General features: G+C 63.1%; 15 protein-coding genes and 1 riboswitch. Of the genes, 14 read left to right on the top strand and 1 reads right to left on the bottom strand.

Features of this window, described 5'->3' with window-relative positions; translation table 11 throughout:
* Positions 1 to 5 precede the first annotated feature (5 nt).
* The 4 genes from AC4LE2_RS12985 (at position 6) to AC4LE2_RS12970 (ending at position 3522) form a co-directional block, all read left to right on the top strand.
* Positions 6 to 1079 carry an AI-2E family transporter gene (locus AC4LE2_RS12985; protein ID WP_491828128.1) on the top strand — a complete coding sequence of 358 codons (1074 nt, stop codon included), beginning with the start codon at positions 6 to 8 and terminating at the stop codon, positions 1077 to 1079.
* 101 nt (positions 1080 to 1180) lie between these two features.
* Complete coding sequence (gene hda, locus AC4LE2_RS12980; protein WP_491826155.1) at positions 1181 to 1888, top strand: DnaA regulatory inactivator Hda; 708 nt, start codon at positions 1181 to 1183, stop codon at positions 1886 to 1888.
* A gap of 306 nt (positions 1889 to 2194) precedes the next feature.
* Positions 2195 to 2845, top strand: coding sequence for a C40 family peptidase (locus AC4LE2_RS12975; RefSeq protein WP_491826154.1), 651 nt, complete (start codon positions 2195 to 2197; stop codon positions 2843 to 2845).
* Between the two features lie 119 nt (positions 2846 to 2964).
* Positions 2965 to 3522, top strand: a complete 558-nt coding sequence (locus AC4LE2_RS12970; RefSeq protein ID WP_491826153.1) for a C40 family peptidase — start codon at positions 2965 to 2967, stop codon at positions 3520 to 3522.
* A 36-nt stretch (positions 3523 to 3558) separates the two neighbouring features.
* On the opposite strand, the gene AC4LE2_RS12965 is transcribed toward AC4LE2_RS12970, so the two are convergent.
* Positions 3559 to 4869: a PQQ-dependent sugar dehydrogenase gene (locus AC4LE2_RS12965; RefSeq protein WP_491826152.1), complete on the bottom strand. Its 1311-nt coding sequence runs from the start codon at positions 4867 to 4869 to the stop codon at positions 3559 to 3561.
* Positions 4870 to 4959: 90 nt separating this feature from the next.
* Positions 4960 to 5186, top strand: a riboswitch (cobalamin riboswitch).
* A gap of 123 nt (positions 5187 to 5309) precedes the next feature.
* Here AC4LE2_RS12965 and cobO point away from each other — a divergent pair.
* From cobO to AC4LE2_RS12915, 10 genes are read left to right on the top strand one after another with little or no spacing between them, the layout of a single operon-like run.
* Positions 5310 to 5921 (top strand): cob(I)yrinic acid a,c-diamide adenosyltransferase, encoded by a 612-nt coding sequence (gene cobO / locus AC4LE2_RS12960; RefSeq protein WP_491826151.1) that lies wholly within the window; start codon positions 5310 to 5312, stop codon positions 5919 to 5921.
* The gene (locus tag AC4LE2_RS12955; RefSeq protein ID WP_491826150.1) at positions 5918 to 7228 is read left to right on the top strand and encodes a cobyrinic acid a,c-diamide synthase CobB; all 1311 of its coding nucleotides are present in this window, start codon (positions 5918 to 5920) and stop codon (positions 7226 to 7228) included. The genes cobO and AC4LE2_RS12955 overlap by 4 nt, the downstream gene beginning before the upstream one ends.
* Positions 7225 to 7875, top strand: coding sequence for a 5,6-dimethylbenzimidazole synthase (gene bluB, locus AC4LE2_RS12950; protein ID WP_491826149.1), 651 nt, complete (start codon positions 7225 to 7227; stop codon positions 7873 to 7875). Before AC4LE2_RS12955 ends, bluB begins: the two co-directional genes overlap by 4 nt.
* On the top strand, positions 7872 to 8780 hold the full coding sequence (gene cbiB, locus AC4LE2_RS12945; protein WP_491826148.1) for an adenosylcobinamide-phosphate synthase CbiB: 909 nt from the start codon (positions 7872 to 7874) through the stop codon (positions 8778 to 8780). The genes bluB and cbiB overlap by 4 nt, the downstream gene beginning before the upstream one ends.
* Positions 8773 to 9762, top strand: coding sequence for a threonine-phosphate decarboxylase CobD (gene cobD / locus AC4LE2_RS12940; RefSeq protein ID WP_491826147.1), 990 nt, complete (start codon positions 8773 to 8775; stop codon positions 9760 to 9762). Before cbiB ends, cobD begins: the two co-directional genes overlap by 8 nt.
* The gene (locus tag AC4LE2_RS12935; protein ID WP_491826146.1) at positions 9762 to 11246 is read left to right on the top strand and encodes a cobyric acid synthase; all 1485 of its coding nucleotides are present in this window, start codon (positions 9762 to 9764) and stop codon (positions 11244 to 11246) included. Before cobD ends, AC4LE2_RS12935 begins: the two co-directional genes overlap by 1 nt.
* Positions 11239 to 11760, top strand: a complete 522-nt coding sequence (gene cobU / locus AC4LE2_RS12930; protein WP_491826145.1) for a bifunctional adenosylcobinamide kinase/adenosylcobinamide-phosphate guanylyltransferase — start codon at positions 11239 to 11241, stop codon at positions 11758 to 11760. The genes AC4LE2_RS12935 and cobU overlap by 8 nt, the downstream gene beginning before the upstream one ends.
* Positions 11757 to 12809: a nicotinate-nucleotide--dimethylbenzimidazole phosphoribosyltransferase gene (cobT, locus tag AC4LE2_RS12925; protein WP_491826144.1), complete on the top strand. Its 1053-nt coding sequence runs from the start codon at positions 11757 to 11759 to the stop codon at positions 12807 to 12809. The genes cobU and cobT overlap by 4 nt, the downstream gene beginning before the upstream one ends.
* Positions 12806 to 13381, top strand: a complete 576-nt coding sequence (locus AC4LE2_RS12920; RefSeq protein WP_491826143.1) for a histidine phosphatase family protein — start codon at positions 12806 to 12808, stop codon at positions 13379 to 13381. The genes cobT and AC4LE2_RS12920 overlap by 4 nt, the downstream gene beginning before the upstream one ends.
* On the top strand, positions 13381 to 14097 hold the full coding sequence (locus AC4LE2_RS12915) for an adenosylcobinamide-GDP ribazoletransferase (RefSeq protein ID WP_491826142.1): 717 nt from the start codon (positions 13381 to 13383) through the stop codon (positions 14095 to 14097). Before AC4LE2_RS12920 ends, AC4LE2_RS12915 begins: the two co-directional genes overlap by 1 nt.
* Positions 14098 to 14108: the final 11 nt, after the last annotated feature.

Below are 14108 nucleotides of genomic sequence, written 5' to 3'. Positions count from 1 at the left end.
TGATGATGACTGACAAGAAACAATGGGTGTGGCTTGCCCTGGGCGTGGTGTTTTGCGCCTTTATCTTTGAGCTTCACGCCATTCTTTCGCCGTTTCTGGTCGGTATGTTGATCGCCTATTTAGGTGACCCGCTGGTGGATCGCCTGGAGCGGTTGAAGCTGTCACGCACCTTGGCAGTGGTGGTGGTGTTCGTACTGTTCACCCTGATCGTCTTGATTGCGCTCATCGTCGTGATTCCCATGCTGGCCAAGCAGTTGGTTCGCTTGTACGAGCTAACGCCTCAGTTCCTTGACTGGCTGCAACAAGTGGCCTTGCCTTGGGTTCAGGCCAGGCTCGGGCTGGCTGAAGGCTTCTGGAAGTTCGACAAGATCAAACAGGCTATTTCCGGGCACATGGGCCAGACCACTGACGTGGTAGGCCTGGTGCTGGCTCAGGCCGGAGCTTCCGGGTTGGCCCTGATAGGGTGGTTGGCCAACCTGGTGTTGATTCCGGTGGTAGGGTTTTACCTGCTGCGGGACTGGGACCTGATGATGGCCAAGATCCGTGGCTTGCTGCCGCGTCAGCGCGAGGCCCGAATCGTGGCGCTGGCCCGCGAATGCCATGAAGTGTTGGGCGCGTTCGTCCGCGGGCAGTTGATGGTGATGCTGGCGCTGGGCGGCATCTACTCCGTGGGGCTGATGCTGACCGGCCTTGAGCTGGGCCTGCTGGTAGGCGTGGTGGCGGGGCTTGCGTCTATCGTGCCGTACATGGGGTTTATCACGGGCATCACTGCGGCACTGGCAGCGGGGCTGTTCCAGTACGGGCTGGACGCCTGGCACCTGGCTGCCATTGGCGCGGTGTTCGCCATCGGTCAGGCGCTGGAAGGCATGGTGCTTACTCCGCTGTTGGTGGGGGACCGCATTGGCCTGCACCCGGTGGCCGTCATCTTCGCGATTCTGGCCGGGGGCGAGCTGTTCGGCTTTACCGGCGTGCTACTGGCCTTGCCCGTTGCGGCGGTGATCATGGTGCTGATTCGTCACGCCCATGTGCTCTATAAACAGTCGGATCTGTATGGCGGTAGCGAAGACCCTCAGCTCTAACGGCCCATGCGCGGCGTGCATCAGGTGTGCGCCGCGCTTGCAGCTTCCAGCCAAGCCGTTAGAATTTGCCACCTTTGAGCTAAGGCGTAACCCTGGGCCGCATGAAAGAGCCGATCCAACTCCCGCTGGGTATACGCCTACGCGACGACGCCACCTTCGTCAATTATTACCCTGGCGCCAACGCTGCCGCGCTTGGCTATGTAGAGCGCCTGTGTGACGCAGACGCTGGCTGGACAGAAAGCCTGATCTACCTCTGGGGCAAGCCTGGGGTAGGGCGCACGCACCTGATGCAGGCGGCCTGCCTGCGCATGGAGCAGCAGGGGCAGCCGGCCGTGTATTTGCCACTGGCCGACCTTCTGGAGCGCGGCGTAGGTATTCTCGACTACCTTGCCCAATTCGAGCTGGTATGCCTGGATGATCTGCAGGTCATCGCCGGCAAGTCGGAATGGGAAGAAGCCTTGTTCCACCTGTTCAATCGCTTGCGTGACAGCGGCCGGCGCTTGTTGATCGCCGCATCGCATTCGCCTCGGGAGCTGCCGGTGAAGCTGGCGGACCTCAAATCTCGTCTTACCCTGGCACTGGTGTTCCAGATGCGGCCGCTATCGGATGAAGACAAACTACGAGCGCTGCAGTTAAGAGCGTCGCGCCGGGGCCTGCACCTCACCGATGAGGTAGGGCATTTCATCCTCACCCGTGGCACCCGCAGCATGAGCGCATTGTTCGACTTGCTGGAACGCCTCGACCAGGCGTCACTGCAGGCGCAGCGCAAGCTCACCATCCCCTTTCTTAAAGAAACGCTCGGCTGGTAAAGCTTCGTAACGCTCACGTGAATCCCCAGCGATAGTCTTTCTATATCGGTGTCAGATTCGTGACGCTTCTCGATTGCTCAAGCCACCGAAACGCCCCTGGCAACCTTACTTCTCAGAATAAATTTATTGATATAAATCAGTTGTTTAAAAGCCCTCATGGTTTATAAGGGCTGACGCTAAGATGATCGGGCGAGTTAGATAGACGGTGCGTCACCAGAAGTCACAAAATGTTCTATTAAATTTGCAAATAGTAGAGATAGTAGGCATATTCCTTTTCCGTCATCCCCAACCGCCACGGTCGTGCCCATGCTCAGTCGCTTTGCACCCCTCGTGCCCCTTGCACTCGTTACCTTGCTGTTTGGCTGCGCTGCCCAGTCACCGGTGTCGCAACCCCAGATCTCTGCTCCCATTACTGCCGAACGCGCACCTTTCGTGCAGGCCCATCGCCTAGCCACCGCGCCCTTGGCGTTCAACGAAGACGCCAGCGAAGAAAAAGACGCGTTTCAAAGCTTTTCCCGCAACGTGCCTTACAAGCTGCCCTTGCTGGCAGACAGCATTCTTGAGCGCGGCAAATCATTGATCGGTACGCGCTACCAGTTTGGTGGTAGCACCGAAAACGGTTTCGATTGCACCGGTTTCATTAATTTCCTGTTCCGCGAAGAGGCGGGCATGACCCTGCCGCGCTCTAGCCGCGACATGATCAACGTCAACGCGCCGCTGGTAGCCCGTAATAAGCTCAAGCCGGGTGACGTGTTGTTCTTTGGCACTACCGGCCGCCGTGGCCGTGTCAGCCATGCGGGCATTTACCTGGGTGATGACCAGTTCATTCATTCCAGCAGCCGCCGCAGTGGTGGGGTGCGGGTGGACAAGCTGGGGGACTCCTACTGGAGCAAAACCTACATCGAAGCCAAGCGTATGCTGGCCATGGCCCCTACGTCGGAGTTGGCGCGCAAGTAATCGATTTATCCCTTCTTAAAAGGCAGCGACGAGCGGTCACGCTTTCGCTGCCCTTTTTCATTGAAAACAGCGAGTTAAGCGCTACTCTTCACCAGCAGTCGAACTCGAGACTTTTCTCCATGGCTTTTTCCCCTTTGCGCTTACTTGCAGTGGCCAGTGCGGCGCTGCTCGCAGCGTGTTCAAGCTCACCCCCACCACCGCCCGCGCTGGTGCTCGTCGCGCCGCGTCCGGTCATCCTCAACCCTGGGGATTACTCGCTAAAGGCCGATGATGTGCTCTTCAGGGCCATTGGGTTGGTTGGCACGCCTTACCACTGGGGCGGGAACACCCCCGACTCTGGCTTCGATTGCAGCGGCTTGATCGGCTTTGTGTACAAGGACGCTGCAGGTATCGCGCTACCGCGCTCCACTCGAGAAATGATCGCCATGCGGGCGCCTAGTATTGACCGCTCCGCCCTGCGCTCCGGCGACCTGGTGTTTTTCTCGACGCAGGGGCGGGGTCAGGTTAGCCATGCCGGTATCTATGTAGGGGAAGGGCGTTTCGTTCATGCGCCTAGAACAGGCGGCACGGTCCGGCTGGATTACCTCGACAAGCCCTATTGGCAGAAAGCCTACCTGGCCGCCAAGCGCGTTATCCAGCCAGAGCGGTTGGCACAGACAGCAGTCAGCGCCAACTAACGCCGGCGCCCTCGGGCGCCAGGTTACAGTCAGTCATTACTGACGGGTGACCCGCCAAATCTTGTTGCCCACGTCATCGGCTATCAGTACACCGCCCTTGCCATCGCCGATCACGCCTACGGGCCGGCCTTGCGCCTCCCCCTTGTCGTTAACGAAGCCCGTGAGCAGGTCTACGGGTTGACCGGTAGGCATGCCGTTGGCGAAGGGCACGAACAGCACCTTATAACCACTGAATGGCTTGCGGTTCCAGGAACCGTGCTGGCCAATGAAAGCGCCATGATCGAAGGGTGCCGGTAACTGACTGGGCTGAGCAAACGCCAGCCCGAGCGACGCCGTATGAGGGCCGACGGCGTAATCAGGGGCAATCGCCTTCTGTACCATCTCTGGCTTGCCTGGCTCTACCCGCACGTCCACGTGCTGCCCGTAGTAGCTGAACGGCCAACCATAGAAGGCACCGTCTTTCACTGAGGTGATGTAATCGGGTACCAAGTCACTACCGATTTCGTCGCGCTCGTTCACCGCCGTCCACAACGTGCCGCTTTGAGGTTCCCACGCCAGGCCGTTGGGGTTGCGCAGCCCTGTGGCATACAGGCGTTTCTGGCCGCTGGCGCGGTCCACCTCCCAAATCGCAGCGCGGCCTTCTTCCTGGTCCAGGCCATTTTCGGCAACGTTGCTGTTAGACCCCACGGTCACGTACAGCTTCTTGCCATCAGGGCTGGCAATCACGTTCTTGGTCCAGTGATGGTTCAAGGTGCCCGCAGGCAGGTCCGTTACGGTTTGTCCTTCGCCTTCAAGGTGGGTAGCCCCGGCCTGGTACTTGAAGTGGACGAGGCGGTCGGTGTCCGCCACATAGAAATCATCCCCCACCAAGGCCATGCCGAACGGCGAGTTCAGGTGTTGCGCGAACACTTCGCGGGTCTCGGCAATGCCATCGCCGTCTTTGTCGCGCAGTAACGTGATGCGGTTAGGGCTAGGCACACCGGCGCCAGCACGGCCCATGACTTTGTTCATGACCCAGCCACGAATGCCTTTGCTGTCATCGGGCTTGGGCGGTGAGTTGGTCTCTGCCACCAGCACGTCGCCATTGGGCAGTACATACAGCCAACGAGGGTGGTCCAGCCCTTCGGCGAAGGCTGCCACCCGGGTGCCTGGTGCAGCGGCGGGCATTTTTCCGGCAGGCCAGCCTACCGCCGGTGCAATGTTCACGGTAGGCATGAGGGTTTTGTTAGGTGCGGGCAATTGCGGAGAAGGGCCGGTGCCGTCAGCAACCTGTAGCCTGGAGCTTTCACCGCAGCCGGCCACGCTGACCGCCAGCAGTACGGTGAGTGCAATACGAGAAGTGGGCATGAGCGATTCCTTATGCGTTGTGTAAGGTAGAGGTAGCGAAGCGGGCGTGGTTCAACATGTTTAATTGACGCTGTAGGGCCAACCCCTTACCCTTCGCCGATTGTTTCAGGTGCCCCGCAGCCTTCGCTCGCAGGGTGAAACAGGGAAGCCGGTCCGCCCGCACGCCTTCATGGCCTAGCGCGCAATGCCGGCGCTGCCCCCGCAACGGTAGATGAGTCAACGCTTGCGCACAGGCCACTGGGTAACCGGGAAGGCGCGCCAGCGGGGCAGCAGGCCCGCTCATGAGCCCGGAGACCGGCCTGAAACCCTGTACGGGGCGGCACGCGCCCGTTAACCCTTGGATCGCCGCGCGGGTGAGAGCGGCATCGACGTCAACGCGCCAGCCACGGCTTGGCGTGGGTGCATTCGTCGGTGCGCACGCGTGAGCGAGGAGAGCAACGATGGACGATACCCCTGGGCGCGACGAGCGTCACCTGGCCCGCATGGCCCGAAAAAAAGCCGTAATCGATGCCCGCATCGCCGCCTCGGCCGACGAGCGCGGTGTGCTGCTGGTGCTCACTGGCAACGGTAAAGGCAAAAGCAGCTCAGGGTTCGGCATGCTGGCGCGGGCCTTGGGGCATGGCATGCAATGCGGCGTGGTGCAGTTCATCAAGGGCCGCCAGACCACCGGCGAAGAGGCATTCTTCCGCCGCTTTCCCGAGCAGGTCAGCTATCACGTCATGGGCGAGGGCTTTACCTGGGAGACCCAGGACCGTCAGCGAGACATCGCTGCTGCCGAGGCCGCCTGGGGGATCACTCGCAGCCTGCTCACCGACCCCGCCGTCGATTTCGTGTTGCTCGATGAGCTGAACATCGCCCTCAAGCATGGATACCTGGACCTCGCCACGGTGCTGGCCGACCTTCAGGCCCGGCCACCCCTGCAACATGTGATCGTCACCGGCCGTGGGGCCAAGCCTGAGCTGGTTGAGCTGGCGGACACCGTGAGCGAGTTGGGCGTGGTCAAGCATGCCTTCGCCGTAGGCATCAAGGCCCAGAAGGGTATCGAGTGGTGAGTGCATCACGTCACTGCCCGGCAATGCTGATTGCCGCCCCGGCTTCAGGCCAGGGTAAGACCACCGTCACGGCCGCCCTGGCGCGCTTGCACCGCAATCGCGGGCGTAAGGTGCGCGTCTTCAAGTGTGGCCCGGACTTTCTTGACCCGATGATCCTGGAGCGTGCCAGCGGTGCACCCGTGTACCAGCTGGACCTCTGGATGGTCGGCGCTGAAGAAAGCCGTCGGCTGCTATGGGACGCGGCACAAACCGCGGACATCATTTTGGTGGAAGGGGTAATGGGGCTGTTCGATGGCATACCTTCCAGTGCCGACCTTGCCATCGAGCTGGGCCTGCCGGTCATAGGCGTCATCGATGGCACCGCCATGGCCCAGACCTTCGGTGCCCTTGCCCTGGGGCTGGCCCGTTATAACCCCAGCCTGACCTTTCTAGGGGTATTGGCCAACCGGGTAGGCAGTGAACGCCATGGGCAGCTGCTTCGAGGCAGCCTGACCGAAGGCCTGCGCTGGTTCGGCGGCCTTCCACGGGAGCAGGCCATCACCTTGCCCAGCCGGCACTTGGGCCTGGTACAGGCGAGCGAACTGAACGACCTCGACCGGCGCCTGGACGCCGCGGCCGAGTCGCTGGCGGCCAGTTGTGATGATGCCCTGCCTCCACCGGTGTGCTTCACCGCCCCCGAGGTGGCCCCACTTTCGCCGCTTTTAAAGGGGGTTCGCATCGCCGTGGCGCAGGACCAAGCGTTCGCGTTTCTCTACAGGGCCAACCTCGACACCTTGCGCAGCCAAGGAGCAGAACTGAGCTTCTTCTCCCCGGTGGCCGACAGCGAGCTGCCGCCATGCGACAGCCTGTACCTGCCGGGGGGTTACCCTGAGTTGCATCACCATCGGCTGGCTGCCAACCAGCCCATGCTTGCCGCCATTCGGGCGCACCATCAGGCCGGCAAGCCGTTGCTGGCCGAGTGTGGCGGCATGTTGTACCTGCTCGATGGCTTGACCGATGTAGAGGGCCAGCGGGCGCCTTTGCTCGGGCTGATCCCTGGCGAAGCGACCTTGCAAAAGCGCTTGGTGGCGCTGGCCCTGCAACAGGTGCGCCTCCCCCAGGGGGCGTTGCGAGGCCATACGTACCACCATTCCCTGACCACCACGCCCTGGAGCCCTGTGGCCCGAGGCGAAAGCCCCAATGGTGGGCGAGGTGCCGAGGCGGTTTACCAAGCGGGGCGGCTTACTGCATCGTACGTGCATTTTTATTTCCCGTCCGACCCCACCTTGGCGGCAGCCCTGCTCATGCCTGACGATGTGCGCCCATGACCGACCAAGCGTATAGCCAGGCAGAGCGCGCGGCCGTGTACCGAGTGATTGCCGAGCGGCGTGACATGCGCCACTTCATCGGCGGCGAGGTGGCCCCTGAGGTATTGCACCGTTTGCTCGCGGCGGCTCATCAAGCGCCCAGTGTGGGCTTGATGCAGCCATGGCGCTTCATTCGTATCCGTGACGCCGCTGTGCGCGACGCTATTCATGAGTTGGTCGAAGAGGAGCGCGTGCGCACGGCGGCCGCCCTCGGGGAGCGTTCCGATACGTTCATGGCATTGAAGGTTGAAGGGGTTCGCGACTGTGCCGAAGTCCTGGTAGTGGCGCTGGGCGATGACCGTGAACGTCATGTCTTCGGGCGGCGTACCTTGCCCGAAATGGACGTCGCCTCCCTGGCCTGCGCGGTGCAAAACTTATGGCTGGCCGCGCGCGCCGAGGGCTTGGGCATGGGCTGGGTGTCGTTGTTCGACCCGGCCAAACTGGCCAAGCTGTTGCACATGCCGGCCGGTGGCAAGCCCTTGGGCGTGCTCTGCCTGGGGCCGGTCGAGGTTTTTTATCCCGCCCCCATGCTTGCCCTTGAAGGGTGGGCGCAGGCGCAGCCGCTACATGAGTTGTTGTACGAAGACCGTTGGGGGCTACCGTCATGAGCATGGCCTTGGCTTGCGTGGCCGCCTTTGCCTTGGATGCACTGCTGGGCGAGCCGCGGCGCTGGCACCCGCTGGTGGGGTTCGGGCACCTGGCGCAGCGCCTTGAACACCGTTTCAATTTCGCCGGGCATGGGTGGCGCAGTCACGGCGTTACGGCCTGGCTCATGGCCGTTGTGCCCCCGGTGCTGGTGCTCACGCTGTTGTCCTGGTTGCCGCTGATAGGCGGCGTGGTCGAGGTGTTGGCGCTGTACTGGGCTATCGGGCTGCGCAGCCTGGGCGAGCACCTGTTGCCGGTGTCCCAAGCCCTGCGCGATCAAGACCTGCCCAAGGCCCGCGAGCGGGTAGGGCGCCTGGTTAGCCGGCACACCGACGCGCTGGACGCCACAGGCGTTGCCAAGGCTGCCACCGAATCTGCATTGGAAAACGGCAGCGACGCGGTGTTCGCCGCACTGTTCTGGTTCGTCGTAGGTGGGGTGCCTGGCGTGGTGCTCTACCGGTTGGCCAACACCCTCGACGCCATGTGGGGCTACCGTAACGAGCGCTTCGAGCGGTTCGGATGGGCAGCGGCGCGCATCGACGATGTACTCAACTTCATCCCCGCTCGCCTCGTCGCGCTCACCTATGCCGTGCTAGGCAAAACACGCCTTGGGTTGAAATGCTGGCGCGGCCAGGGCAAGCAGTGGGATAGCCCCAACGCCGGGCCGGTCATGGCCGCAGGCGCAGGTGCGCTGGGCGTCACCCTGGGCGGCCCCGCCGTGTACCACGGGGAGCTTCACGAGCGCCCGGTCCTCGGTGAGGGCCCACCCCCTGATGCAGATGCCATCGAGCGCGCCTGGTCTCTGGTGCAACGCGGCGTCTGGCTGTGGTTGCTGGTGATGTGTATAGGAGCGCAGTTTTATGCTTGAGCACGGTGGCCGCTTGCAGGCCGCAGCGCTGGCGTTTGGCCGGCCAGCCTCGGACTGGGTTGACCTCTCCACCGGGATTGCACCCTGGAGCTGGCCGATTCCGCCCATTCCTGAACGCGCCTGGGCACGCCTGCCTGAGGCCGAAGATGGGCTGGATGCCGCGGCTTGCACGTACTACGGCGCTGCCCATGCGCTGCCTGTGGCCGGCTCTCAGGCGGCGATCCAGATGTTGCCCCGGTTACGTCGCACCGGCAAGGTGGGAGTTCTCAGCCCCTGTTACGCCGAGCATGCCGAGGCCTGGCGTCGGGCTGGGCATGTGGTGCGCGAGTTGGGGGACGACGAGGTGGAGGACTACCTCGATACCTTGGATGTGCTGGTAGTAGTCAACCCCAACAACCCCACAGGGCGGCTAATCAGCGCAGCCCGCCTGTTGGCCTGGCAGGCACAGCTGGCCGCTCGCGGTGGCTGGCTGGTGGTGGACGAAGCCTTCATGGACACCACTCCGCGCCTTGGCCTGGCGCACGAAACTCAACGCCATGGGCTGATCGTGCTGCGCTCGTTCGGTAAATTCTTTGGGCTGGCGGGCGTGCGGCTCGGGTTCGTGCTGGCCGCGCCTTACCTGCTCAAGGCACTGGCCGAGCAATTAGGGCCCTGGGCGGTGAGCGGCCCCACCCGCACCTTGGGTATCGCTTGCCTCACTGATACCCCCGGCCATCAGCAGCAGATTGAGCGTTGCACGGCAGCCAGCCAGCGCCTGGCCACCCTGTTGGCAGCCCATGGTCTGGCGCCCAGCGGTGGCTGCGCGCTGTTCCAATGGGCACGCAGCCCCCATGCCGATGCCCTGTACCTGCACCTGGCGCAGCGAGGCGTGCTGGTGCGGCTGTTTTCAGTCACCAGCAGCCTGCGCTTTGGCCTGCCAGCGCTAGATGCGCATTGGCAACGGCTGGGCGAGGGCTTGGCCACCTATCACGAGGAACCTTGATGCCTACGCTTATGGTGCAAGGCACCACGTCCGACGCAGGTAAAAGCACGCTGGTGACAGCGCTGTGCCGCTGGCTACGCCGCCAGGGCGTTTCGGTGGTGCCGTTCAAGCCTCAGAACATGGCCCTCAACAGTGCCGTGACCGCCGACGGCGGCGAGATAGGCCGAGCCCAGGCGGTGCAGGCGCTAGCCTGTGGCCTGGCCCCGCATACGGACATGAATCCGGTACTGCTCAAGCCTAATAGCGAGACCGGTGCGCAAGTGATCATCCATGGCCGGGCGGTGGGCAATATGAATGCCCTGCGCTACCACGGCTACAAAGCTACCGCCATGCGTGCGGTGCTGGCTTCCCATGCACGGCTGGCAGCCAACTACCACACCGTGGTGGTGGAGGGCGCAGGCTCCCCGGCTGAAATCAACCTGCGTGAGGGTGACATTGCCAACATGGGGTTTGCCGAAGCCGTGGACTGCCCGGTGATACTGGTCGCGGATATCAATCGCGGCGGGGTATTTGCTCATCTGGTGGGGACCCTGGCGTTGCTGTCGCCCAGCGAGCAGGCACGGGTCAAGGGGTTTGTGATCAATCGCTTCCGAGGCGACCTGGCCCTCCTGCAGCCTGGGCTGGACTGGCTGCACGCCCATACCGGCAAGCCCGTGTTGGGCGTACTGCCGTACCTGATGGGCTTCCACCTCGAAGCCGAGGATGCCGTAGACAGCCGTCAGCCCGCCAAGCAGGGTGAACTGCTACGGGTAGTGGTGCCGGTACTGCCGCGCATCAGCAACCACACCGATTTTGACCCCCTTCGTTTGCACCCTCAGGTGGCCCTGAGCTTCATACGCCCTGGTGAACCCATACCAGCTGCCGACCTGATAATCCTGCCAGGCTCCAAAAGCGTTCGGGCCGACCTTGCTCGGTTGCGCGAAGGCGGCTGGGACGCGGCCATCACTCGCCACCTACGCTATGGGGGTAAAGTGCTTGGAATCTGCGGCGGGCTGCAAATGCTCGGCACTCACCTGCACGACCCCGCAGGCCTTGAAGGGCCCGCAGGCAGCAGTGATGGCTTAGGCTGGTTGGCCCTTGAAACCACGCTTGCCGAGGAAAAGCAGCTGCGCAACGTCAGCGGCCACCTGACAATGGAGGCCGCGGCAGTTCACGGGTACGAGATCCATGCGGGCGTGAGTGAGGGCCCAGACCTCGACCGCCCTGCGGTGTGGCTGGACGACGGCCACCGTAGCGACGGCCGTCGGGCTGACGGCGCCGTCAGTGCCGATGGCCAGGTTATGGGTACTTATGTTCACGGGCTGTTTGAGTCCCCGGCTGCGTGTACTGCACTGCTGCGCTGGGCAGGCCTGAACAATGCCGCGCAACTTGATTACGACGCCCTGCGTGAGCGCGAAATCGAGCGCCTCGCTGACCTGGTGGCAACGCACCTGGACACTGACCTTCTCTGGGCGCTGTGCCAAGAGGGCGCGTCGGATGCATAGGTTGATTCTAGGCGGCGCGCGCTCAGGCAAGAGCCAGCTGGCCGAGCGGTTGGCCACCACTAGCAACAAGCCAGTGACCTATATCGCTACCAGTGAGGCCCGCGATGCGGAGCTAGACGCTCGGGTCCGCTTGCACCAGGCGCGACGCCCCGCAGGGTGGGCGCTGGTGGAAGAGCCCCTGGCGTTGGCGGCTGCCTTGGCGGCCCACGCGGCGCCCGACGGTTGCGTGCTGGTGGACTGCCTCACGTTATGGCTCACCAACCTGCTCATGCTCGACGACCCCGCGCGCCTTGCAACCGAGCGAGACGCGCTATTGGCCGGGCTTGCCGGGCTGCCCGGAGAGATCATCCTGGTGAGTAATGAAACCGGGCTGGGCATCGTGCCCTTGGGTGAGCTCACCCGCCGTTATGTGGATGAAGCCGGTTGGCTTCACCAAGCGATTGCCGAACGCTGCCAGCAGGTGATTCTGACCGTGGCAGGGTTACCTCTGACGTTGAAAGGACCTACACCATGACCGCCGCCTGGTGGCGCATTGCTTGCGCCGACGAGCATACCGAGATGGCTGAACGTGCACGGGCACGTCAGCGTCAACTGACCAAGCCCCAGGGGTCGTTGGGCGCACTGGAAACGCTGGTAGTGCGCCTGGCAGCCCTGCAAGGCGCAGAGCGACCCCGGCTTGATCATATTCACATCGCGCTGTTTGCAGCCGACCACGGTATCGCCGCCGAAGGGGTGTCGCCCTATCCGCAGGCCGTGACGGGGCAAATGCTGCACAACTTCGTCAAGGGCGGGGCCGCCATCAGTGTGCTGGCCCGCACCCTGGGTGCGGGCCTCACGGTGGTGGACGTGGGCACCCTTGCGCCGTTGGGGCTGGCACAGGTGTGCGATAAACGAATTGCGGCAGGTACCCTTAACTTTGCCAAGGGGGCAGCCATGACCCACGCCCAGTGCGAGCAGGCGTTGGCGGTAGGTCGCGAGATCGCCATGGCTGCCGTTGCGGGAGGGGCCCAGCTCTTTATAGGCGGTGAAATGGGCATCGGCAATACGACCTCGGCCAGCGCCTTGGGCTGCCTGTTGCTGGGCTGTCCAGCCGCTGAGTTGGTTGGGCCGGGTACGGGGCTTGGCCCTGAAGGCGTGAGCCATAAAGCACAGGTGATCGACGCCGCCCTTACGCGGCATGCCACTGCAGGCTCTGATCCCTTGGCCGCGCTGGTCTGCGTGGGGGGCTTTGAAATCGCGGCACTGGTCGGCGCCTACCTGGCAGCCGCTCAGGCGAAACTGCCGGTGCTGGTAGATGGCTTTATCTGTTCAGTGGCAGCGCTGCTCGCGGTACGTTTGAATCCCACTTGCCGGCCTTGGTTGTTATTCGCTCACCGTGGTGCCGAGCCTGGCCATGGCCGCCTCCTGCAGGCACTGCACGCCCAGCCTCTGTTGGCGCTTGGATTAAGGCTGGGTGAGGGCAGTGGGGCAGCCCTGGCAGTGCCTTTGATGCGCCTGGCCTGCGAGCTGCATGCAAGCATGGCTACCTTCGAGGAGGCCGCCGTGGCCGACCGCCCCGCATGAGTGTGCGCCTGGATTTGCTACGCCACGGTGAAACCGAGTTGGGTAGCGTGTTTCGTGGCAGCCTGGACGACGCTCTTACCCCGGCCGGTTGGGCCTCAATGGAAGCGGCGATTCGGGGGCAGGGGCCGTGGCAGGTAATCGTCACCTCACCCTTGCAACGCTGCGCAGCCTTCGCTCAGGCCACAGGCAGCCGCTTGGGCCTGAGTGTATTGCCCATGCCCGGTTTGCAGGAGTTGCACTTCGGTGACTGGGAAGGGCGCAGCGCGGCAGACCTGATGACCGATCAGGCCGAGGCGCTGGGTGATTTCTGGCGCGATCCGTTCAACTGCACTCCACCGGGTGGGGAGCGTTTGGCGGACTTCTGCGAACGTGTAGAGGCAGCGGTCGCCGCGCTGCACGCCGCGCATCTTGGCCAGCGGCTATTGGTGGTCTGCCACGCAGGGGTGATGCGTTTACTGCTGGCCCAGGCCCGGGGTTTGCCTGCCAAGGCGTTGCTGGAGGTACAGGTCGCCCACGGCGCGCTGCATTCGATCAGCGTTCATGCCGGTGGCCGTCTTGAGGACCTGAGCTAATGCCCTGGTGGATCGCGCTGCAATTTCTAAGCAGCCTGCCGGTGCGCCTTGCGCGTATGCCAACGGCCGATGAAACAGGCAAATCCCTGTTGTATTACCCGGCGGTAGGCCTAGTGTTCGTAGCGCTATTGGGCCTTCTTGCGCACCTGCTGGCAGGCGCGCCCGTATTATTAAGCGCTGCACTGTTACTGGCGGGCTGGGTAGCCCTGACGGGTGGGCTGCACCTGGATGGCGTAGGCGACACGGCAGATGCGTGGGTGGGGGGGTATGGTGACCCTGCTCGAACACTCACCATCATGAAAGATCCGCGCAGCGGGCCCATGGCGGTCATCGCCTTGGTACTGCTGTTGCTAATCAAGTTCACTGCGTTGGTTGCGCTGATCGAAGCTGACACGAAACTGTGGCTATGGGTGCCAGTGTTAGGCCGTGCAGCCATGCTGGGGCTGTTTCTGACCACCCCCTATGTGCGAGCCGGCGGGCTAGGGCACGCACTGGCCAGTCGTTTGCCCCGCACCGCCTGTTGGTGGGTGCTGGGCATTTGCCTGGCCGTGGGCATGGCCATGATGAGCGTGGCGACGGTGGCGGGCCTTGTAGCCTTTATGTTGCTACGTAAATCGATGATTCGCCGGGTAGGGGGTACCACCGGGGACACCGCTGGTGCATTGCTGGAATGCTTGGAAGCGGTGATGTTGGTAGCCTTGGGGCTTGGGGTTTAGGGGGGTAGCAG

The sequence above is a fragment of the Pseudomonas sp. 9.3L genome (assembly GCF_058536285.1).
The sequence above is the reverse complement of the archived record's forward strand: the minus strand, read 5'-3'. Positions and strand labels throughout refer to the sequence as shown.

Bases quoted from the DNA above. Each gene is read 5' to 3' on its own strand.
- AC4LE2_RS12985 (WP_491828128.1), top strand. From the start codon at position 6: ATGACTGACAAGAAACAATGGGTGTGGCTTGCCCTGGGCGTGGTGTTT.
- hda (WP_491826155.1), top strand. From the start codon at position 1,181: ATGAAAGAGCCGATCCAACTCCCGCTGGGTATACGCCTACGCGACGAC.
- AC4LE2_RS12975 (WP_491826154.1), top strand. From the start codon at position 2,195: ATGCTCAGTCGCTTTGCACCCCTCGTGCCCCTTGCACTCGTTACCTTG.
- AC4LE2_RS12970 (WP_491826153.1), top strand. From the start codon at position 2,965: ATGGCTTTTTCCCCTTTGCGCTTACTTGCAGTGGCCAGTGCGGCGCTG.
- AC4LE2_RS12965 (WP_491826152.1), bottom strand. From the start codon at position 4,869: ATGCCCACTTCTCGTATTGCACTCACCGTACTGCTGGCGGTCAGCGTG.
- cobO (WP_491826151.1), top strand. From the start codon at position 5,310: ATGGACGATACCCCTGGGCGCGACGAGCGTCACCTGGCCCGCATGGCC.
- bluB (WP_491826149.1), top strand. From the start codon at position 7,225: ATGACCGACCAAGCGTATAGCCAGGCAGAGCGCGCGGCCGTGTACCGA.
- cbiB (WP_491826148.1), top strand. From the start codon at position 7,872: ATGAGCATGGCCTTGGCTTGCGTGGCCGCCTTTGCCTTGGATGCACTG.
- cobD (WP_491826147.1), top strand. From the start codon at position 8,773: ATGCTTGAGCACGGTGGCCGCTTGCAGGCCGCAGCGCTGGCGTTTGGC.
- AC4LE2_RS12935 (WP_491826146.1), top strand. From the start codon at position 9,762: ATGCCTACGCTTATGGTGCAAGGCACCACGTCCGACGCAGGTAAAAGC.
- cobU (WP_491826145.1), top strand. From the start codon at position 11,239: ATGCATAGGTTGATTCTAGGCGGCGCGCGCTCAGGCAAGAGCCAGCTG.
- cobT (WP_491826144.1), top strand. From the start codon at position 11,757: ATGACCGCCGCCTGGTGGCGCATTGCTTGCGCCGACGAGCATACCGAG.
- AC4LE2_RS12920 (WP_491826143.1), top strand. From the start codon at position 12,806: ATGAGTGTGCGCCTGGATTTGCTACGCCACGGTGAAACCGAGTTGGGT.
- AC4LE2_RS12915 (WP_491826142.1), top strand. From the start codon at position 13,381: ATGCCCTGGTGGATCGCGCTGCAATTTCTAAGCAGCCTGCCGGTGCGC.